Raw genomic sequence first — 18981 nt, 5'->3', positions numbered from 1 at the left:
AATCACCATGATGAAGGGCCAACTGGCAGGGCTGATGAAGCAAGCCCAGGCAATGCAGGACAACATGAAGAAGATGCAGGATCAGCTTGCATTGATCGAAGTGGAAGGCCAATCCGGCGCAGGGATGGTCAAGGTCGTGATGACCTGCAAGAACGACGTCAAGCGCGTGTCGATCGATCCGTCGCTCTTGGGCGACGACAAGGACATGCTGGAGGACCTCGTTGCAGCCGCCTTCAACGATGCGGTGCGCAAGGCCGAAGCGACGTCGCAGGAAAAAATGGCGGGCATGACTGCCGGCCTGCCGCTTCCGCCCGGCTTCAAGATGCCGTTTTGATTTTCCCGGTCTGGTGTTTGTGCCTGGTGCGACGGGATGGCGTCAATGCGACCTCCTGCGTCAGGCACATCATCGGGCGGAATACAGTGAGATGCAGTGAAATCGCCATCCAGCCTCGAATTCCTTTCTGAAGCATTGCGCCGCCTGCCCGGCGTCGGCCCGAAGTCGGCGCAGCGCATGGCCTACCATCTGATGCAGCATGACCGCGATGGCGCGGCGATGCTGGGTCGCGCATTGTCACAGGCGGTCGAAAGAATCCATCACTGCGCGAAGTGCAATACCTTCACCGAAAATGAAGTGTGCGAGACGTGCATGGATACGGAGCGCGACGCCGGTCTGCTCTGCGTGGTGGAGACGCCTGCAGATCAACTGATGATCGAGCAAACGCTGACGTACAAGGGCCTGTACTTCATCCTGATGGGGCATCTGTCGCCGCTGGACGGCATCGGTCCGAAAGACATTCATCTGGAAAAACTGATCGCGCGCGCCACCGATGGCGTCGTGAGCGAAGTCGTACTTGCCACCAACTTCACCAACGAAGGCGAGGCGACCGCGCACTACATCAGTGAAACGCTCAAGGCGCGCGGCCTCAAGGTGAGCCGCCTTGCGCGCGGCGTGCCGGTCGGCGGCGAACTGGAGTATGTCGATGCCGGCACGATTGCGCGCGCGATGCTCGACCGCCGTGCGACATGAGCTTCCCACCCCACGGCCAAAAAATCATTCAGGAGACGACATGAACAAGAATTTCTGGAAGCAGTTCGCCATCGCGCTTGCTCTTTTCCTGCTCGGCTATTTCACCTTCAACAGCAATCTGTTCTCATAGACGGCGTCGAACGCTCTGCGCCATGCATGGGCGCGAGTTTTGCTTTGGTACCTCTGACAGTTTTTTTGCACCGGTGTTGTGCGATGCGCGCCATTTTGGCAATGGGCACACGCCGCATTGTCGAAAACCATACAGGGAGAAAATGCATGTTTCAAATTTCAGAGAAAGCCGGGTTGCGTACTGCTGTTTTCGCGGTGTCCGCACTGGTCGCAATGCCGGCGTTGGCCCACTCGGGAGGCGATCATGTGCATGGGTTTGCAGCCGGATTCGCACATCCATTCTCCGGACTGGATCATTTGCTGGCGATGCTCGCGGTTGGTCTCTGGGCTGCGCAGCACAAGCGTTCCGCAGTGTGGCTGCTGCCGCTGGTCTTCCCCTTGATGATGATTCTGGGAGCAGTTGCGGGCGTGTACGGCATGCAGTTGCCGGGCGTGGAAGCAGGCATCAGCGGCTCGGTTGTCGTACTGGGACTGCTGATTGCATTCGCCGTCAGGATGCCGGTCTGGGCAAGTGCGGCGCTGGTTTCAACGTTCGCGCTGGCGCACGGCCACGCACACGGGATTGAGTTGCCGAAAGATGTTTCGCCGGTTCTTTACTGTATCGGCTTCGTTGCCGCGACATTCGTCTTGCATCTGATCGGATTGGCGGTTGGCCTGGCGGCAGGGCAGAGGACGGCGGACAAGGTCGTGCGCCTGATCGGGGCCGGGATTGCCGCGACGGGGGCCTTTCTTCTGGCCGGTCTTGCCTGACACAGGGTTCGGCTGTCCGCTCTGCACGATTCGAGTGCAAGCGATCAGCCTTTCAGCACTTCCTTCAATGTGGCGACGCCGCGCCTGATATCGTCCGGCGTGGCAGTCGCAAACCCGAGCAGCAAGCCGGATGCACTCCGGTCCGGCGTCGCGTAGAACCGCGATAGCGCCCGTACTTCTATCCCTTTTCGCAGCGCGGCCTCGGCCACGGCCTTGTCATCATGTTCGTTGACGAATGCGCCCGCGATGTGCAGCCCGGCGTCAGTCGGGCCGAGCCGGATTTCATCGGCCAGCATTGCATCGAGAGATTCCAGCAGGGCGGTGCGCCGTTCGGCGTAAATCTCGCGGGTGCGCCTGATGTGCCGGCTGAAATGACCTTCCGCAATGAAGTCCGACAGCACGATTTGCGGCACGATGGCGGTATGCCGGTCGAGAACCCCTTTTCCTTGGGAAAATGCCTCGACCAGGGCCGGCGGCGCGACCAGATAACCCAGACGCAAGCCGGGAAACAGCACCTTGGACAAGGTGCCGACGTAGATCACGCAACCGCTCCTGTCGAGGCTTTGCAAGGAAGCCAGCGGCCTTCCCGTGTAGCGGTAATCGCTGTCGTATTCGTCCTCCACGACCCACATCCTGTTCTTTGCCGCCCAGTCCAGCAGCTCCAGCCGCCGCTGCAAGCTCATCGTCACGCCCAATGGGTACTGATGCGAGGGCGTGACATAAGCGAGTTTGGCATCGGCATGATGCGCCATGCCATGCGCAATAGAGATTCCCTGTTCATCGACCGGAATGGGGCATATCTTTGCCTGGACGGCATGCAGCAATGCACCGATGCCTTGATAACCGGGGTCTTCCATCCATGCCGCGTCGCCGGGCGCGAGCAGCATCGTTGCTATCAAGAACAAGGCTTGTTGTGAACCGGATGTGACGATGATTTGTTCGGCTGTGCAATGAACGCCGCGCGAAGCGCGCAGGTAGGCCGCAAGCAATTCGCGCAGCGGCCGATAGCCGGCGGGATCGCCGTATCCCAGTGGATCCACGGGCCGCCGCCAGCGACGCGCTTCGAGTCGCGCCCAGACATCGAAGGGAAAGACATCGATGCCGGGCATGCCGATGCGAAATGGCCTGGGCGTTCCTTGATGCGTGTTCAATCGAATCTTCTCGCCGACGAAGCACTGTCCGCGATTTGACAAGGGACGCAGTGGAGCAGGATGCGGTGCCGGCACATCCGGCTTGCCGCGCGTGAGGGCGATCGACAGGCTGTGACTGACGAACGTTCCCTTGCCGATCGTTCCCGACAGGAATCCCTCGGCCATCAATTGCGAAAAGGCATTCAGGACCGTCTGTCGTGACACGCCCAGCAGCAGCGCAAATTCGCGTGTCGGCGGCAACTGCACGCCGGGCGTGATCTGTCCCGAAAGTATCGCTGCCTTGATCGCGTCGTACAGTTGGCGGAACATCGGTGTCGATGATTCGGGATCAAGGCGCAGGGCGGTGAGGGATTGGGCAAGATGCATGAGAATGTGCTCAGGATTGGTATTCTTAAAATAGCATTTATTGGTACTTCAAGAAAGCCAAATGGCGCGGTATCTTTGGCCTGAAATCACTGCGGAAGGTGACATGAATACGATACGCTACGAAAACAGAAAACCCATTTCTCCAGCGCAATTGGCAGCACTGTTCGACGCTTCCGGAATCCGGCGGCCGACCGGTGATCTGGCCCGCATGGAGAAAATGCTGAAGCATGCCGATGTGCTGATTACCGCATGGGATGAGGACCGGCTGGTCGGCGTCGCCCGTGCCTTGACGGACTTCAGCTATTGTTGCTACCTGTCCGATCTCGCAGTGGACAAGCGCCATCAGCACACCGGGATCGGCGGCGAGCTGATCCGGCATGTCCGCGCGGCGATCGGCGAAGAGACCATGCTATTGCTGCTCGCGGCACCGGAAGCAATGAACTACTACCCGAAAGTCGGATTCGAAGCGGTAGGCAATGGCTGGATCATCAAGCGGACCCGCTGATCCCGGCCTCATTCCTGATAACGGAGAACACCATGCATACCTATGAAGCCACCGTTTCCTGGCAGCGCGGCGACCAGACATTCGTCGACAACCGCTACAGCCGGGCACATGAATGGATTTTCGATGGCGGTGCGCGCGTGCCGGCATCGTCGTCGCCCTTGAGCGTTCCTCTGCCGATGTCGAATGCTGCCAATGTCGATCCGGAAGAAGCGCTGGTTGCCGCCGCATCGAGTTGCCACATGCTGTTTTTCCTGCATGTCGCCGCGAAGCGCGGCTTCGTCGTGGAGTCGTATCTGGACAATGCAGTCGGGGTGATGGATACCAATGGCGACGGCAAGATGGCGATGACGCGCATCACCCTGCGGCCGAAGGTCGTGTTCAGCGACGAGCGGCAACCGACGGCGGATGAACTCGATGCCATGCATCATTATTCGCATGAGGAGTGCTATATCGCGAACTCCCTGAAGTCGGAAATCGTGGTGGAGTCGACTTGACTGCCGGAGGTGCAGTCAGTTCGTCAGTGTTTCTCATTACGTGAAGGATCCCGCATGTACATGCCGCCGCATTTCGAGGAAAAGCGCCCGGAAGCGATGTTTGAACTGATGCGCGAGCATCCGCTCGGCACGCTGGTCACGCTCGATTCGAACGGACTCAACGCCAACCATATCCCTTTTGAACTCGATCCTGAACCTGCGCCCTTCGGCACCTTGCGCGCGCATGTGGCGCGCAGCAATTCGGTGTGGCGGGAATTCTCGTCCGAGGTCGATGCGCTGATCGTGTTTCAGGGCGCGCAGGCCTACATCTCGCCATCGTGGTATGCGACAAAGCAGGAAAGCGGGAAGGTGGTGCCGACCTGGAACTACATGGTGGTGCACGCATCAGGGCCGCTGAAAATCATTGACGATCCGCAATGGCTGCGCGGTCTGGTGGGGCGGCTCACCGAGCGGCATGAAAAGGGGCAGGCACAGCCGTGGAAGGTGGCGGATGCGCCGACGGATTACATCGACAAACTTCTCTCTGCAATCGTCGGCATTGAAATTCCCGTGACCAGACTTGTCGGCAAGTGGAAGGTCAGCCAGAACCAGCCTGCGGTGAATCGCGAAGGGATTGCGCGGGGCTTGCAGAATGCCGGTGCCATGGCCGAGGCTGTCAGAATGAAAGGGAACGACCCCGCGTGAAGTGCGGCAAAGGCAATGTCAGCGCAATGCCTCGATCATCTTTTCCAGCTTGACCGCATCGGCGCAGAACAGGCGGATTCCTTCCGCCAGCTTTTCCGTTCCCATCGCGTCTTCGTTCAGCATCAGTCGGAAGGATTTTTCGTCCAGCGCCAGCTTCTGGATATCTGCTGCTTGTGCTGTCTCCTCGCTCAACTTGCGCGTGACCGGCGCATCGCTTTCCGCCAGTTTCTGCAACAGCTCCGGGCTGATGGTCAGCAGGTCGCAGCCGGCCAGTTCGGTGATCTGCGAGGTGTTGCGGAAGCTCGCGCCCATCACTTCCGTCTTGTAGCCGAACTTGCGGTAGTAGTTGTAGATGCGCTTGACCGATTGCACGCCCGGATCGTCCGCGCCGGTGTAATCCTGTCCGGTGGCCTTCTTGTACCAGTCGTAGATGCGGCCGACGAAGGGCGAGATGAGCTGCGCGCCGGCGTCGGCGCAGGCGATCGCTTGCGGCAGCGCGAACAGCAGTGTCATGTTGCAGCGGATGCCTTCCTTCTCCAGCACTTCGGCGGCGCGGATGCCTTCCCACGTCGAGGCGATCTTGATCAGCACGCGCTCGCGCGGAATGTCCGCCGCCTCGTACAGTGCGATCAGGCTGCGGCCCTTGGCGATGGTGCCTTGCGTGTCGAAGGACAGGCGCGCATCGGTTTCGGTCGAGACGCGGCCGGGGATGAGCTTCAGGATTTCCAGGCCGAAGGCGACCAGCAGGTGGTCGATGATTTCGCCGGTCGATTTGCGGCCGTGCTCGCGCACCGCTTTTTCCAGCAAGGGCTTGTATTCGTCCTTTTGCACTGCCTTCAGGATCAGCGAGGGATTGGTGGTGGCGTCGTGCGGGGCGAAGGCTTTCATCGCCTGGAAATCGCCGGTGTCGGCAACGATGGTGGTGTATTGCTTCAGTTGATCGAGCTGGTTCATGGCGGCAAAAGTTGATGATATCAAAGATGCAAATGATAACGGCATTTTGCGATGGCGCGGCGTGGATGGCGAGTGCGAATGAGATGCCTCAAATTCCTGAGGTGTTGCCGACGGTTGAGATTCCTCACTTCGTCCGGAATGACGGCATGGGCACGGGAAGCGGCATTCGCGCGGCCTGCCGATATCGGCTGTGAATGAATCCGTGTCAGCTAATCCGTGTCAGCTTTTCGGCGCGTGCCGGAGGAAGGAGTCGAACTGCACGTCGAATTTCTGCAGCGCCTTTTGCGCATTCTGCATCTTCTTGCGGAATTCCGGCCCGCGTTTGAGTGCGAGGCCGACCGCGAGGATGTCGATCACGACCAGATGTGCGAGGCGTGCCGAGATCGGCGTGTACGGGTCGGTGTCGAAGCCGAGATCGACCGGCACCAGCAGGGTCGCGGCTTCGGCGAGCGGTGTTCCGCTGGGGGTGAGGGCGATGATGTCGGCGCCGGCCTTGCGCGCGAGCTGCACGCTGCGCAGGAGGGCCGTGCTGTTGCCGCGCTGCGAGATGGCGACGACCGCGTCGCCCTTCTTCAACAGCGAGGCGGCGATGCTGTGGATATGCGGATCGGCGTAGGCCACGGTCGGCACGCCGGAGCGGAAGAACTTGTGTTGCGCGTCGGCGGCGACGATGCCCGAGGTGCCTTGTCCGTAGAACTCGATCTTGCTGGCCGCGGCCAGCACCTCCAGCGCCTTGGCGATGGCATCCGGGTTGAGCGTGTTGCGCAGGTCGAGCAGGGTGTTGATCGAGCGGCTGCAGATCTTGTTCACCAGGTCGGATGCGAGGTCATCCTGCAGCGCCGGTTCGTTCGCTTTCGGTAGCGCGAGGGCCAGCCCTTGTGCGAGTTTCAGCTTGAAATCGTGCCAGCCTTCATGGCCCAGGGTGCGACAGAAGCGCACCACGGTCGGCTCCGACACGCCGGCGTTTCTGGCGAGCGCAGTGATGTTTTCGTCGACGGCCAGCTCGGGATTCTTGAGGACGGCGAGAGCGACTTTTTTTTCCGATTTGGAGAGCGAGTCGATTTGGTTCCGGATCGAATCGAGAAGCATCACAGCTCCGGCAAGGCTTCTTCGCGCCACTGCAAGCCGTCGCGCCCGATCAGGGCGCTGGCGGCGGCGGGGCCCCAGGTGCCGGCCGCGTACGGGACGGGTTGGTCCTGCTCCCGCTCCCAGTAATCGAGGATGGGTTCAAGCCACGCCCATGCCGCTTCGAGTTCGTCGCTGCGCATGAACAGTGTCAGTTGCCCGCGCAGCACGTCGAGCAGCAGCCGCTCGTAGGCGTCCATGCGCGGCATCTTGAAGGTTTCGCGGAAATCCAGTTCCAGTTCCACCGGGCGCAGTCGCATGCCGTCGCCGGGCGTCTTCGCCATCAGGTTCAGCTGCAGGTCCTCGTCCGGCTGCAGGCGGATCACGAGGCAATTGGGCTGAAAGCTGCTGTTGGGCTGGGCAAAGATCGAATGCGGGATGTTCTTGAAGCGCACCACGATTTCCGCCAGCTGGTCGGCCATGCGCTTGCCGGTGCGCAGGTAGAAGGGCACGCCGGCCCAGCGCCAGGTGTCGATTTCCGCTTTCAGCGCGACGTAGGTTTCGGTGCGCGATTCCGGATTGGCACCTGCTTCCTTGCGGTATCCGGGCACGGGCATGCCGTTGACATGTCCGGCGCGATACTGGCCGCGCACGATATTCTGCGCAATCGTCTGTGGCGTGAAGGGCTTGAGCGAACGCAACACTTTCAGCTTTTCGTCGCGCACCGCGTTGGGCGCCGCGCAGGTCGGCGGCTCCATCGCGACGATGCACAGCAGTTGCAGCAGGTGATTCTGCAGCATGTCGCGCAGTGCACCGGCCGTTTCGTAATAGCCCATGCGATTGGCGACGCCGAGTTCCTCCGCGATCGTGATTTGCACGTCGGAAATCCATTCGCGCCGCCACAAGGGTTCGAACAGCACATTGCCGAAGCGCAGCGCAAGCAGATTCTGCACCGGTTCCTTGCCGAGGTAGTGATCGATGCGGAAGATTTGCGATTCGGCGAATACGCGCCCGACTTCCTCGTTGATCAGCTTGGCGCTGGCGAGATCGCGCCCCAGCGGCTTTTCCAGCACCACGCGCGACTGCGCGGTGGCGAGTCCGCATCCGGCCAGGTTGTTGCAAATGGTGGCAAACAGGCTGGGCGGCGTGGCGAGATAGAAAATCCGCGTGATCGACGCATCCTTGCGCATGACATCGACCAGTGCTTGATAGGTGCTCGCGTTGGTGGCATCCAGCGTCACATACGTCAGACGTGTGCAAAATGTTTCCCAGAAAGCCGGATCGAAAAGCTCTTGTGCGATGTGCGGCCTGGCGTTGTCGTTGAGTGCTGTCAGAAATTCATCGCGGCTCCATTCATGTCGGCCGACGCAGATGATGCGCGCCGTCGATGGCAGATCATGCGCGCGGTCGCGATGATAGAGGGCCGGCACCAGTTTGCGCATGGACAAGTCGCCGCTGCCGCCGAACAGGACCAAATCGAAATCTGCAAGAGCCATGATGTCATTGTCTCGTTGTGAGAAAGGGCGCTGGTTCGCCGATTCGTGGGTATGCCGTCGTCATCGCGGCGCAAGGCGACATCGGGCGTGGTTCATGCATTGCCTGCGTGACACTGGATTGCGCCAGACGGCAGATCGAAAAAACTCTCTGCTTCTTCATTCCAGATTAGGCGAACAAAATCCGTTCAAGTTTCGGTCATGAACCGCGCAATGCATCCCGTGCGCGGGCGATCAGCGCATTGGTGGAGCTGTCGTGCGCTTGCGGATCGGGCACGCCGATCAATTCCGACTCGATGCTCTTCGCCAGTACCTTGCCGAACTCGACGCCCCACTGGTCGAAACTGTTGATGCCCCACAACACGCCCTGCACGAAGACCTTGTGTTCATACAGCGCAATCAGCGCGCCCAGCGTCGCGGGCGTCAATGCATCCATCACGATCATGTTGCTTGGGCGATTGCCGGGGAAAGTGCGGTGCGGCAGCAATGCCTCGATCTCGGCTTGCGGGGTGTTCTGCGCGCGCATCTCGGTGCGTACCTCGTCGGCGGTCTTGCCTTTCATGAAGGCTTCTGCCTGTGCAAAGCAATTCGCCAGCAATACGGCATGGTGGCCGGGAAAGTCGTGATCAGGTTCCAGCGACGCGATGAAATCGACCGGCGTGATATCGCTGCCTTGATGCAGCAACTGGAAATATGCGTGCTGCCCATTGGTGCCGACGTTGCCCCAGATAATGGGGCAGGTCGCGACATCGAGCGGCGTGCCGTCAATTGCAACGCGCTTGCCGTTGCTTTCCATTTCAAGCTGCTGCAGATAGGTTGCGAGCCGATTCATGTCCTGATGGTATGGCGCGATCGAGCGCGACGTGCTGCCGAAGAAATTGCGGTTCCACACGCCGATCAGCGCCATGATCACCGGCATGTTCTTCTCGAGCGGCGCGTCGAGAAAGTGTCGATCCATGGCATATGCGCCGGCGAGGAATTCGCTGAAGCGATCGAAGCCGGTGGCCAGCGCAACCGGCAGGCCGATTGCGGACCAGATCGAGTAGCGTCCGCCAACCCAATCCCAGAACGGAAACATGTTGTCCGTATCGATGCCGAATTCGCGAACCGCTGCCGTATTCGTGGAGATTGCGACGAAATGCTTTGGCAAGTCGGCTTCTTTCTTGCCGCGAAGGAACCAGCTGCGCGCCGACTGCGCATTCATCATCGTTTCGCGCGTCGTGAAAGTCTTGGAGGCAACAACGAACAGGACGGTGTCCGCATTGACCCGATGCAATACCGCGTCGAGATCATGGCCATCGGCATTCGAAACGAAATGCATCCGCAGGCGCGGATGCACGTAGGGACGCAAGGCGCGGCACGCCATTTCCGGACCGAGGTCGGAGCCGCCGATGCCGATGTTGACGATATCGGTGATCGGCTTGTCGGTGCTGCCGAGCCATTGACCGGAGCGTACGCGGTCGCTGAATGCGCGCATGCGCTGCAGCACGGCATGAACCTCTTGCGACACGTTCTGTCCATCTACCACGAGCGTGCCGGTGGCGGGCGCGCGCAGAGCGGTGTGCAGTACGGCCCGATGTTCGGTGGCATTGATTTTCTCGCCCGCAAACATCGCGTTGCGCCGTTGTTCGACTCCACGCTCCCGCGCCAATGCGACGAGCAGGCGCATGGTGGCATCGGTGATCTTGTTCTTCGAATAGTCGAACAATAGCCCGGCCGCCTCGATCGAGAAGCGGGAGAAGCGCGCGGGATCGGCGGCAAACAATTCCCGCATCTGCCAGTCTTTCGCTTCCGCATAATGCGTGCGCAGTGCATGGAATGCGGGCGTGGCGGTAAGTGCGATTTGGCGCATGGTGAAGGTGGATGTCGCGATGTGTTGAATAGTTCAACTATACATCAAGTTTTGGTAAATTCACTACAAATGTTTGTTGTGCAGATGTCATTTGTTTGCGGCTGCTCATCAACACATTCCGAGCTTTGTGCTCAATAGCCGTCGCCTTTCTGCCCAGGGTCTTGCCTTTTGGCGGTGCGACCAGTTGTTCCGGAATCAATGCGGACACGCGCATATGTGTAGTAAAATTACATCGGCATTTTGCACAGGAACCCGCCCATGCCTATCCATCCCGCCGTTGCTGCCGTGACAGCGCGCATCATCGAACGCAGCAAGCCGTACCGGAGTGCCTATCTGGCGCGTGTAGATGCTGCGCGCGAGCAAGGAGTACACCGCAGCGCTTTGTCGTGCACCAATCTCGCGCACGGCTTTGCGGCCTTCCCCGCCAACGACAAACTGATGCTGAAACAGCAGAAGGTGCCATCGGTCGCGATCGTCTCTTCTTACAACGACATGCTGTCGGCGCATCAGCCGTTCGAGCGGTTTCCCCCTATCATCAAGGACGCAGTGCGCGCGGTGGGCGGCGTTGCGCAATTCGCCGGCGGCACGCCTGCCATGTGCGACGGCGTGACGCAAGGACAGCCGGGGATGGAGCTGTCTCTGTTTTCGCGCGACACGATTGCGATGGCGACGGCGGTGGCGCTGTCGCACAACATGTTCGATGCGGCGGTCTATCTCGGCATCTGCGACAAGATCGTGCCGGGCCTGCTGATCGGCGCGTTGCACTTCGGGCATTTGCCGGCGGTATTCATTCCGGGCGGGCCGATGACGAGCGGCATTGCCAATTCGGAGAAGGCGCGGACCCGGCAACTGTACGCGCAAGGGAAGATAGGACGCGCCGAGTTGCTGGAGGAAGAATCCAGGTCCTATCACGGGCCTGGCACATGCACCTTCTACGGCACCGCCAACAGCAACCAGATGCTGATGGAAGCCATGGGTCTGCACCTTCCGGGCGCTGCGTTCATCACGCCGAACACACCCTTGCGCGATGCGCTCACACACGAGGCGGCGCGGCACGCGGTAAGGATCAGCGCGGAAGGCGGACAGTACACGCCGGTCGGCCATGTCGTCGATGAAAAGGCGATCGTTAACGCGATCGCCGCCTTGCTCGCGACGGGTGGCTCGACCAACCACACGCTGCATCTGGTGGCGATTGCGAAGGCGGCGGGGATCGTGATCGACTGGGACGACTTCAATGCGCTTTCCGCGGTTGTGCCGCTGCTGGCGCGCATCTATCCGAATGGCGAAGCGGACGTGAATCATTTCCACGCTGCCGGCGGCGCGGGATTCGTGATCCGCGAGCTGCTGAAGATCGGTGCAATGCACGATGATGTGATGACGGTGCTCGGCAGAGGTTTGCATGCGCATTGCGTGGAACCCTTTCTCGACGGCGAATCGGTGGTCTGGAAATCGCTGCCGGAGGCGAGTGGCGACGAGAATGTGCTGCGCACTGCCGATGCGCCATTCTCCCGCGACGGTGGATTGAAACTGCTGACCGGCAATCTGGGCCGTGCCGTGATCAAGATATCGGCCGTGAAGCCGCAGCACCGTCTGGTCGAAGCGCCAGCCATCGTGTTCGATTCGCAGGAGGCATTTCTGCAAGCCTTCAAGCAGGGTGATCTGGATCGGGATTTCGTCGCGGTCGTGCGCTACCAGGGGCCGCGCGCCAACGGCATGCCTGAGCTGCATTCGCTGACGCCGGAGCTTGGCGTGCTGCAGGACGCCGGCCGGCATGTGGCGCTGGTGACCGATGGCCGCATGTCAGGCGCATCCGGCAAGGTGCCGGCGGCGATCCATGTGTCGCCGGAAGTATTGGCGGGCGGGCCGCTTGGCCGCGTGCGCACCGGCGACATGATCCGGCTTGATGCCGAGGCCGGCGTGCTCGAGGCGCTGGTCCCCGTGACGGAATGGGAATCGCGCCGCATGGAAGCCGCCGACCTGTCGGCCAATCATGTGGGCATGGGACGCGAACTGTTCGCCATGTTCCGCGCTTCGGTCAGCGCGGCGGAAGAGGGTGCAGCCACATTCGGGCTGCCGCCGGTTTTGGAGAGGGGGAACGCATGAACAAGCTGCTGGACATCATGCAGGCATCGGTCGTGATCCCGGTGATTGCGATCGACGATCTCAATCAGGCGGTGCCGATGGCGCGGGCGCTGGTCGCGGGCGGTATCCGCGTGCTGGAAGTGACGTTGCGCACAGCGCATGGCTTGTCCGCGATCCAGGCGATTGCGGAGCAGGTGCCGGAAGCCATCGTCGGCGTCGGCACCCTGACCCAGGGCGTGGAATTCGCGGCGGCGCGCGATGCCGGCGCGGTATTCGGCGTGTCGCCGGGATTGACGCCTGCTCTCGTTGCGGCGGCGAAAACAAGCGGCTTGCCGCTCCTGCCTGGCGTGATGACGCCGTCCGAAGTGATGGCGGCGCGCGAGGCGGGATTCCGTCAGCTGAAGTTGTTTCCTGCCGTGCCGGCGGGCGGAATCGGGATGCTCAACGCGATCGCCGGACCCTTGCCGGACGTGATGTTCTGTCCCACCGGCGGCGTGTCGCCAGAGAACGCGGCGCAATTCCTTGCATGTCAAAACGTCGCGTGCGTCGGCGGATCGTGGCTGACGCCGAAGGCGGCGATGCAGGCGGCGGACTGGACTCGCATCACTGAACTGGCGAAAGCTGCGAGCGCGTTGCGGCCGGCTATTTGATGCGCTGCTTTTCGAGCTTGCGGGCCAGGGTGCGGCGATGCATTCCCAGGCGGCGCGCCGTTTCGGAAATATTGAAGTTGGTTTCCACGAGCGTTTCGTGAATGCGTTCCCATTCGAGTGTCTTGATCGAGGTCGAGCGATTGGTCAGCTCGACCTCGGTATTGCCGGCGACATGGCCGAACGCCGCCTCGATATCGTCGGTATTGGAGGGCTTGGCCAGATACTGGCAGGCACCGAGCTTGATGGCCTCGACTGCGGTGTTAATGCTGGCGAAGCCGGTCAGGACAACGATTAACATGTCCGGATCATGCTTGTGCAGCATTTGCACGCAGGTCAACCCGGACGTGCCATCGTTCAGCTTGAGGTCAACCACCGCGTAGCCGGGCGAGTTCTCCTGCAGCAATGCGGCGGCTTCATTGATATTTGCAGCGAGTAATACCCGATAGTCGCGGCGCTCGAACGAGCGACCGAGCGTGCGGGCGAATGCGGCATCGTCTTCGACGATCAGCAACAGACGATCAGATGGCATGTCCTTTGTCCTCATCGAGAGCGATCGCTGCCAGAGGGAGGGTCAGTTCGACGACAGCTCCACCGCTCGGGCGATTGCGCGCCGTGACGGTGCCGCCCAAGGTGCGTGACACATTGACTGCGAGGAACAGTCCCAATCCGCTGCCCGGCCGACCCTTGCTCGATTGATAAGGCTTGCCGAATTGCGCCAGCATCTCGGGCGCGAAACCGGGGCCGGCGTCGGTAATCAACAACTTCAGCGAGCCGTTCTCGCGCATGGCTTCGAGACTCAGCCATTGCGGCGAGGCTTCGAGCGCATTGTCGAGCACGTTGAAAATCGTCTGCTTCAACGTGGAGTCGAACACCACCGGGAGATCCTGCTGAATGTGATTTTCATAGTCGAACGAGACCACCGGCCTGGTGGAGCGCCATTCTTCGACCAGTTCATCCAGAAAAGTGCTGATGGTGGTTTTCACCGACGACTCGCCGCGCGCCTCGCCGGCCGACAGCAGGATGCCGCTGACAATTGATTTGCAACGCTGCAATTGGGTCTGCATTTCAGTGATGTCTTCCTGCAACTCGATATTCTTGTTGAGTTGAGGTATTTGCCGCCAGTCTCCCAGAATCACGGACAGGATGGCCAGCGGGGTGCCGAGTTCATGCGCGGCGCCCGAAGCGAGCAGGCCCATGCGCACGATGTGTTCTTCCTCGGCTGCGCGCTGGCGCATATCCGCAAGTTGCGCATCGTGCGCGCGCAGATTGCGGCTGATGCGCGTGATGTAGATCACCAGCAATGCCGCATTGAGCACAAAGCAGATCAGCATGCCTTGGATATACAGATTGGGGAAACTGTGTTCATTATCAAGCGGTAGCGCCAGCGGTTTGGAAAACAGGGCCAGACCGGCCAGGCAGGCGCTGGTGATGGCGACGATGGTCCATGTCGACCAGGCTACGAGCAGGACGGCGCTGATAATGACTTGCAATAGATAGAGAAAAGCAAACGGATTGGTCGTTCCGCCGCTGAAATACAGCTGGGCCGTCAAGCTGGCGACGTCAACCAGCAATGCAAAAAACAGTTCGCTGTTAGTGACGGTTTGACGCTCGTGCCAGCGCAACTGGCTGCCGATGTTGAACGCAACAAGACATACCAGCACCGCGAGCATTTGCGGAAGCGGAAGGCGAATGCCAAAGCCGAGGGTGACGATGGCAATCGTGGTGACCTGTCCAATCGCGGCGATCCAGCGCAGTTGGATGAGCTGCAGCATGTTCTTGTGACCGGCAGGATGTTCCATGTTTGCCGCCGCGGCCGATCCTGTCTTCAGGCCTTCCCGATTTGCAACGGTTTCAATTTTTCCTGTCATCTTCGCTTTCTTGGTTGACATGCCCGGCACGGGTGTCGGCGCCACGGCGGATTCTTCGCTCCTCGCGCGCGACCCATCCGCCGGCACCGGCCACCATCAAGGCCAAAGCATACCAAGTGAGCGCATAGACCAAGTGATTGTTGTGAAAGGAAATCACCGTCAAACCGCCGATCGGGCGGTCGGGCGAGAGAGCCCCCGAATTTTCGTTCGCAGCGTCCTTGGCAGAGTCCGCATCCACGAAGTATGGAGCGACCCGAGACAGGCCGCGCGCTGCGGCAATGGCTTGAACGTCGCGGGAGTGCCAGCGGTTGGCGGCAGGATCGTTGTTGCGTAGAAAACCACCGCCGGGCTCGCTGATGCGCAACAGCCCGCTAACGGTGGAAACCTCATGGCGATCCTGGCGTTTCCGTTCAGACGAGTCAGTCGGCTTGGCCGGAATGAAGCCGCGGTTGACCAGCACCACGGTGCCGTCCTCACTGCGCAGCGGCGTCAGCAGCCAGTAGCCACTGCCAAGTTCGGTAGTGGCCTGAACCCGGGTGGCGAGTTCATGAAGGAAGGTGCCCGTGACGCGCACATGGCGGTACTCGTCGGCTTCGGCATTGATCTGCGGCCAACGGTCCGGGCCCGGAGCGGGCACGGGAGCGGCATGCACCCGCTGCTCGACCCGTTCGATCAGTGCAAGCTTCCATTGCAGGCGCTGAAGCTGCCATGTCCCCAGCGCCACGAAACCTGCAAATGCCAGCGTTGCGCATACGGCAAGCGCAAGCAGTATGGCGAAAGAGCGTCGGCGCAGTGGTTCGGTTTCCTCCGAAGCCGAACCGCTGCGCCGCTCCGGCCGGTCTGTCATGGCATGTTGTGCATCTGGTGCGGTATCTGCTGTGTTGCGTCGTGCATCATGCCCGGCATCATGTTGTGATTGAGGTGATACATCACCCAGAGCGAGCCGGCCAGCATGATGACTACCAGCACGACGGTGAAGATCAGCGCAAGCATGGACCAGCCGCCTTCGGCCCTGGTGTTCATGTGCAGGAAATAGACCATATGGACGACGACCTGCACGGCAGCGAAGCCGAGGATGACCATGGCGGTGGTGCCGGATTTGTCGAATACCTTGCCCATCACCAGCCAGAACGGGATCGCGGTCAGGATCACCGACAGCACGAAGCCGATGGCATAGCTTTTCAGGCTGCCGTGGTCGGCATGCTCATCGTGACTGTGGTGACCGTGGTGGTCGTGATCATCGGCATGCGTGTCGTGGTGGCTGCTCATGGCAGGACTCCCATCAGGTAGACAAAGGTGAAGACGCCGATCCAGATCACGTCGAGGAAGTGCCAGAACATGGACAGGCACATCAGGCGGCGGCGGTTTTCCGGGATCAGTCCGTGCCGGTTGAGCTGGAACATCAGCGTCACGAGCCAGACGATGCCGAAGCTCACGTGCAGGCCGTGCGTGGCGACCAGCGCGAAGAAGGCCGTCAGGAAGCCGCTGCGCTGCGGGCCTGCGCCTGCGTGGATCAGGTGGGCGAACTCATACAGCTCCAGCGCAAGAAAGCCGGCGCCGAACAGGCCGGTCACGCCCAGCCACAGCAAGGTGCTGCCCAGGCGCTTGCGCTGCGACTCCAGCATCGCAAAGCCGTAGGTGATCGACGACAGCAGCAGCAATGCCGTGTTGGTTGCCACCAGCGGCAGATCGAACAGTTCCGCACCCGACGGACCGCCCGCATAGTTGCGTCCCAGCACCGCGTAGGTGGCGAACAGGCACGCAAAGATCAGGCAGTCGCTCATCAAATAGAGCCAGAAACCCAGCTGGGTACCGTTTTCCGGGTGGTGCTCGCGCACGTGGAAGCGCGCGCTCGGGTCGGCGGTCGTTTCAGCGCCCATGGCGCTGCGAGGAGTGGCAATGATCTCAGGCATGGCTTTCCAGCAGTCGGGTGCGAGCATTCTCGGTACGGACAACGACGTCGGCCGGAATGTGAAAGTCGCGTTTGTAATTGAAGGTATGGATGATGATGGCAGCCATCATCGCCGCGAAACCGAGGCCGGCCACCAGCCACATGTGCCAGATCAGGGCGAAACCGACGAACGCGGAGAGGGCCGCAATCACGAAGCCGGCAGCCGTGTTCTTCGGCATGTGGATCGGGGTAAATCCTTTCTGCGGACGCACGTAACCTTGCTTCTTCATGTCCGTCCATGCGTCGTTGTCGTAGACGCGCGGCGTGAAGGCGAAGTTGTAGTCAGGCGGCGGCGACGAGGTCGCCCATTCCAGCGTGCGGCCGTCCCACGGATCGCCGGTCACGTCGCGCAGCGCATGGCGGCGTCGGAAGCTGACGTAGAACTGCACGAGCATCGCGCCGATGCCGCAGGCAATCAGGACCGCGCCGAGCGCCGCGATCTGGAACCAGATCTGCAGCGAGGGGTCCTCGAAATGGCTCATGCGGCGCGTCACACCCATCAGACCGAGCACATACAGCGGCATGAAGGCGAGATAGAAGCCGATGACCCAGCACCAGAACGATACCTTGCCCCAGAAATCGTCGAGCTTGTAGCCGAACGCTTTCGGGAACCAGTAGTGGATGCCGGCAAACAGGCCGAACAGCACGCCGCCGATGATCACGTTGTGGAAGTGCGCGATCAGGAACAGGCTGTTGTGCAGCACGAAGTCGGCCGGCGGCACGGCCAGCAGCACGCCCGTCATGCCGCCGATCACAAAGGTCACCATGAAGGCGACGGTCCACATCATCGGCAGTTCGAAGCGGATGCGGCCGCGATACATGGTGAACAGCCAATTGAAGATCTTCGCCCCGGTCGGGATCGAGATGATCATCGTCGTGATGCCGAAGAACGAATTGACGCTCGCGCCCGAACCCATCGTGAAGAAGTGGTGCAGCCAGACCAGATACGACAGGATCGTGATGACCACGGTCGCATACACCATCGAGGTGTAGCCGAACAGGCGCTTGCCGGAGAAGGTGGACACCACTTCCGAGAAGATGCCGAACGCCGGCAGGATCAGGATGTACACCTCGGGATGACCCCAGATCCAGATCAGGTTGACGTACATCATGGCGTTGCCGCCAAGGTCGTTGGTAAAGAAGTTCGCGCCGAGCATGCGATCCATCGACAGCATGCCGAGCACCGCGGTCAGCACCGGGAAGGCGGCGACGATCAGCACGTTGGTACACAGCGAGGTCCAGGTGAACACCGGCATCTTCATCATGGTCATGCCGGGCGCGCGCATTTTCACGATAGTCGCGATCAGGTTAATCCCTGATAGCAGGGTACCTACCCCGGCAATCTGCAATGACCAGATGTAGTAATCGACGCCGACATCGGGACTGGACAGGATGCCGGACAGCGGCGGATAGGCAAGCCAGCCGGTGCGCGCGAATTCACCCACGAACAGGGATGCCATCGTCAGACCGGCGCCGAAGGTGGTCATCCAGAAGCTGAAGTTGTTCAGGAACGGGAATGCCACGTCGCGCGCGCCGATCTGCAGCGGCACGACATAGTTCATCAGGCCGGTGACGAGAGGCATGGCGACGAAGAAGATCATGATCACGCCGTGCGCCGTGAAGATCTGGTCGTAGTGGTCGGGCGGCAGGAAGCCGGCAGCATCGCCGAAAGCGAACGCTTGCTGGGCGCGCATCATCAGCGCGTCGGCAAAGCCGCGCAGCAGCATCACGAGGCCCAGGATCATGTACATGATGCCGATTTTCTTGTGGTCGATGCTGGTGATCCAGTCATGCCACAAGGTGCCCCAGAGGCGGAAACGTGTCAGCGCAGCGAGGATCGCCACGCCGCCAATGGCGCACATGAGAAAGGTGCCTATCAGGATGGGTTCGTGGAATGGAATCGCATCCCATGTCAGTCGCCCGAAGATGAGCTCCGTCAGGTGATTTTGGTCTGGCATCG

19 protein-coding genes are annotated in these 18981 nt (G+C 60.8%); 8 read left to right on the top strand and 11 right to left on the bottom strand.

What is annotated here, in order from left to right:
- Positions 1-7 precede the first annotated feature (7 nt).
- The 3 genes from D3870_RS11705 to D3870_RS11695 all read left to right on the top strand — a co-directional run bounded on the left by D3870_RS11705 (position 8) and on the right by D3870_RS11695 (position 1906).
- Positions 8-334 carry a YbaB/EbfC family nucleoid-associated protein gene (locus tag D3870_RS11705; protein ID WP_119739294.1) on the top strand — a complete coding sequence of 109 codons (327 nt, stop codon included), beginning with the start codon at positions 8-10 and terminating at the stop codon, positions 332-334.
- A 96-nt stretch (positions 335-430) separates the two neighbouring features.
- The gene (gene recR, locus D3870_RS11700; protein ID WP_119739292.1) at positions 431-1027 is read left to right on the top strand and encodes a recombination mediator RecR; all 597 of its coding nucleotides are present in this window, start codon (positions 431-433) and stop codon (positions 1025-1027) included.
- Between the two features lie 276 nt (positions 1028-1303).
- Positions 1304-1906, top strand: coding sequence for a HupE/UreJ family protein (locus D3870_RS11695; RefSeq protein WP_119739290.1), 603 nt, complete (start codon positions 1304-1306; stop codon positions 1904-1906).
- 44 nt (positions 1907-1950) lie between these two features.
- On the opposite strand, the gene pdxR is transcribed toward D3870_RS11695, so the two are convergent.
- The gene (pdxR, locus tag D3870_RS11690; RefSeq protein WP_119739288.1) at positions 1951-3423 is read right to left on the bottom strand and encodes a MocR-like pyridoxine biosynthesis transcription factor PdxR; all 1473 of its coding nucleotides are present in this window, start codon (positions 3421-3423) and stop codon (positions 1951-1953) included.
- Positions 3424-3526: 103 nt separating this feature from the next.
- On the opposite strand from pdxR, the gene D3870_RS11685 reads away from it, so the two are divergent.
- From D3870_RS11685 to D3870_RS11675, 3 genes are read left to right on the top strand one after another with little or no spacing between them, the layout of a single operon-like run.
- On the top strand, positions 3527-3928 hold the full coding sequence (locus D3870_RS11685; RefSeq protein WP_119741990.1) for a GNAT family N-acetyltransferase: 402 nt from the start codon (positions 3527-3529) through the stop codon (positions 3926-3928).
- A 32-nt stretch (positions 3929-3960) separates the two neighbouring features.
- On the top strand, positions 3961-4422 hold the full coding sequence (locus D3870_RS11680; RefSeq protein WP_119739286.1) for an OsmC family protein: 462 nt from the start codon (positions 3961-3963) through the stop codon (positions 4420-4422).
- 54 nt (positions 4423-4476) lie between these two features.
- Complete coding sequence (locus tag D3870_RS11675) at positions 4477-5106, top strand: FMN-binding negative transcriptional regulator (RefSeq protein WP_119739284.1); 630 nt, start codon at positions 4477-4479, stop codon at positions 5104-5106.
- Between the two features lie 18 nt (positions 5107-5124).
- On the opposite strand, the gene tal is transcribed toward D3870_RS11675, so the two are convergent.
- From tal to pgi, 4 genes are all read right to left on the bottom strand, one after another.
- Complete coding sequence (gene tal / locus D3870_RS11670) at positions 5125-6060, bottom strand: transaldolase (protein ID WP_119739282.1); 936 nt, start codon at positions 6058-6060, stop codon at positions 5125-5127.
- Between the two features lie 219 nt (positions 6061-6279).
- On the bottom strand, positions 6280-7149 hold the full coding sequence (locus tag D3870_RS11660) for an SIS domain-containing protein (RefSeq protein ID WP_119739278.1): 870 nt from the start codon (positions 7147-7149) through the stop codon (positions 6280-6282).
- The gene (gene zwf, locus D3870_RS11655; protein WP_119739276.1) at positions 7149-8621 is read right to left on the bottom strand and encodes a glucose-6-phosphate dehydrogenase; all 1473 of its coding nucleotides are present in this window, start codon (positions 8619-8621) and stop codon (positions 7149-7151) included. The genes D3870_RS11660 and zwf overlap by 1 nt, the downstream gene beginning before the upstream one ends.
- A gap of 196 nt (positions 8622-8817) precedes the next feature.
- Positions 8818-10470 carry a glucose-6-phosphate isomerase gene (gene pgi / locus D3870_RS11650; protein WP_119739275.1) on the bottom strand — a complete coding sequence of 551 codons (1653 nt, stop codon included), beginning with the start codon at positions 10468-10470 and terminating at the stop codon, positions 8818-8820.
- Between the two features lie 258 nt (positions 10471-10728).
- On the opposite strand from pgi, the gene edd reads away from it, so the two are divergent.
- Both edd and eda read left to right on the top strand, forming a co-directional pair.
- Complete coding sequence (gene edd / locus D3870_RS11645) at positions 10729-12573, top strand: phosphogluconate dehydratase (RefSeq protein WP_119739273.1); 1845 nt, start codon at positions 10729-10731, stop codon at positions 12571-12573.
- Positions 12570-13202, top strand: coding sequence for a bifunctional 4-hydroxy-2-oxoglutarate aldolase/2-dehydro-3-deoxy-phosphogluconate aldolase (gene eda / locus D3870_RS11640; protein ID WP_119739271.1), 633 nt, complete (start codon positions 12570-12572; stop codon positions 13200-13202). The genes edd and eda overlap by 4 nt, the downstream gene beginning before the upstream one ends.
- Here the strand turns inward: eda and D3870_RS11635 are convergent.
- Genes D3870_RS11635 through cyoB form a run of 6 tightly spaced genes read right to left on the bottom strand, consistent with a single transcriptional unit; the run spans position 13195 to position 18979 of the window.
- On the bottom strand, positions 13195-13731 hold the full coding sequence (locus D3870_RS11635) for a response regulator transcription factor (protein ID WP_119739269.1): 537 nt from the start codon (positions 13729-13731) through the stop codon (positions 13195-13197). The genes eda and D3870_RS11635 overlap by 8 nt on opposite strands.
- Entirely contained in the window at positions 13721-15070 is a 1350-nt protein-coding gene (locus D3870_RS11630; RefSeq protein ID WP_119739267.1) for an ATP-binding protein, read from the bottom strand. The genes D3870_RS11635 and D3870_RS11630 overlap by 11 nt, the downstream gene beginning before the upstream one ends.
- The gene (locus D3870_RS11625; protein WP_119739265.1) at positions 15054-15917 is read right to left on the bottom strand and encodes an SURF1 family protein; all 864 of its coding nucleotides are present in this window, start codon (positions 15915-15917) and stop codon (positions 15054-15056) included. Before D3870_RS11625 ends, D3870_RS11630 begins: the two co-directional genes overlap by 17 nt.
- Positions 15914-16339, bottom strand: coding sequence for a cytochrome o ubiquinol oxidase subunit IV (cyoD, locus tag D3870_RS11620; RefSeq protein WP_119739263.1), 426 nt, complete (start codon positions 16337-16339; stop codon positions 15914-15916). The genes D3870_RS11625 and cyoD overlap by 4 nt, the downstream gene beginning before the upstream one ends.
- Positions 16336-16983, bottom strand: coding sequence for a cytochrome o ubiquinol oxidase subunit III (gene cyoC / locus D3870_RS11615; RefSeq protein ID WP_199710624.1), 648 nt, complete (start codon positions 16981-16983; stop codon positions 16336-16338). Before cyoC ends, cyoD begins: the two co-directional genes overlap by 4 nt.
- Positions 16976-18979 carry a cytochrome o ubiquinol oxidase subunit I gene (cyoB, locus tag D3870_RS11610; RefSeq protein ID WP_119739259.1) on the bottom strand — a complete coding sequence of 668 codons (2004 nt, stop codon included), beginning with the start codon at positions 18977-18979 and terminating at the stop codon, positions 16976-16978. Before cyoB ends, cyoC begins: the two co-directional genes overlap by 8 nt.
- Positions 18980-18981 lie beyond the last annotated feature (2 nt).

The organism is Noviherbaspirillum cavernae (genome assembly GCF_003590875.1).
GTDB lineage: Bacteria > Pseudomonadota > Gammaproteobacteria > Burkholderiales > Burkholderiaceae_D > Noviherbaspirillum > Noviherbaspirillum cavernae.
This window is presented reverse-complemented; position numbering and strand designations above follow the sequence as displayed.

What these genes read in the sequence shown, in the direction of transcription:
- D3870_RS11705 (WP_119739294.1), top strand. Translation starts at nt 8, where the DNA reads ATGATGAAGGGCCAACTGGCAGGGCTGATGAAGCAAGCCCAGGCAATG.
- D3870_RS11695 (WP_119739290.1), top strand. Translation starts at nt 1,304, where the DNA reads ATGTTTCAAATTTCAGAGAAAGCCGGGTTGCGTACTGCTGTTTTCGCG.
- pdxR (WP_119739288.1), bottom strand. Translation starts at nt 3,423, where the DNA reads ATGCATCTTGCCCAATCCCTCACCGCCCTGCGCCTTGATCCCGAATCA.
- D3870_RS11685 (WP_119741990.1), top strand. Translation starts at nt 3,527, where the DNA reads ATGAATACGATACGCTACGAAAACAGAAAACCCATTTCTCCAGCGCAA.
- D3870_RS11680 (WP_119739286.1), top strand. Translation starts at nt 3,961, where the DNA reads ATGCATACCTATGAAGCCACCGTTTCCTGGCAGCGCGGCGACCAGACA.
- D3870_RS11675 (WP_119739284.1), top strand. Translation starts at nt 4,477, where the DNA reads ATGTACATGCCGCCGCATTTCGAGGAAAAGCGCCCGGAAGCGATGTTT.
- tal (WP_119739282.1), bottom strand. Translation starts at nt 6,060, where the DNA reads ATGAACCAGCTCGATCAACTGAAGCAATACACCACCATCGTTGCCGAC.
- D3870_RS11660 (WP_119739278.1), bottom strand. Translation starts at nt 7,149, where the DNA reads ATGCTTCTCGATTCGATCCGGAACCAAATCGACTCGCTCTCCAAATCG.
- zwf (WP_119739276.1), bottom strand. Translation starts at nt 8,621, where the DNA reads ATGGCTCTTGCAGATTTCGATTTGGTCCTGTTCGGCGGCAGCGGCGAC.
- pgi (WP_119739275.1), bottom strand. Translation starts at nt 10,470, where the DNA reads ATGCGCCAAATCGCACTTACCGCCACGCCCGCATTCCATGCACTGCGC.
- edd (WP_119739273.1), top strand. Translation starts at nt 10,729, where the DNA reads ATGCCTATCCATCCCGCCGTTGCTGCCGTGACAGCGCGCATCATCGAA.
- eda (WP_119739271.1), top strand. Translation starts at nt 12,570, where the DNA reads ATGAACAAGCTGCTGGACATCATGCAGGCATCGGTCGTGATCCCGGTG.
- D3870_RS11635 (WP_119739269.1), bottom strand. Translation starts at nt 13,731, where the DNA reads ATGCCATCTGATCGTCTGTTGCTGATCGTCGAAGACGATGCCGCATTC.
- D3870_RS11630 (WP_119739267.1), bottom strand. Translation starts at nt 15,070, where the DNA reads ATGACAGGAAAAATTGAAACCGTTGCAAATCGGGAAGGCCTGAAGACA.
- D3870_RS11625 (WP_119739265.1), bottom strand. Translation starts at nt 15,917, where the DNA reads ATGACAGACCGGCCGGAGCGGCGCAGCGGTTCGGCTTCGGAGGAAACC.
- cyoD (WP_119739263.1), bottom strand. Translation starts at nt 16,339, where the DNA reads ATGAGCAGCCACCACGACACGCATGCCGATGATCACGACCACCACGGT.
- cyoC (WP_199710624.1), bottom strand. Translation starts at nt 16,983, where the DNA reads ATGCCTGAGATCATTGCCACTCCTCGCAGCGCCATGGGCGCTGAAACG.
- cyoB (WP_119739259.1), bottom strand. Translation starts at nt 18,979, where the DNA reads ATGCCAGACCAAAATCACCTGACGGAGCTCATCTTCGGGCGACTGACA.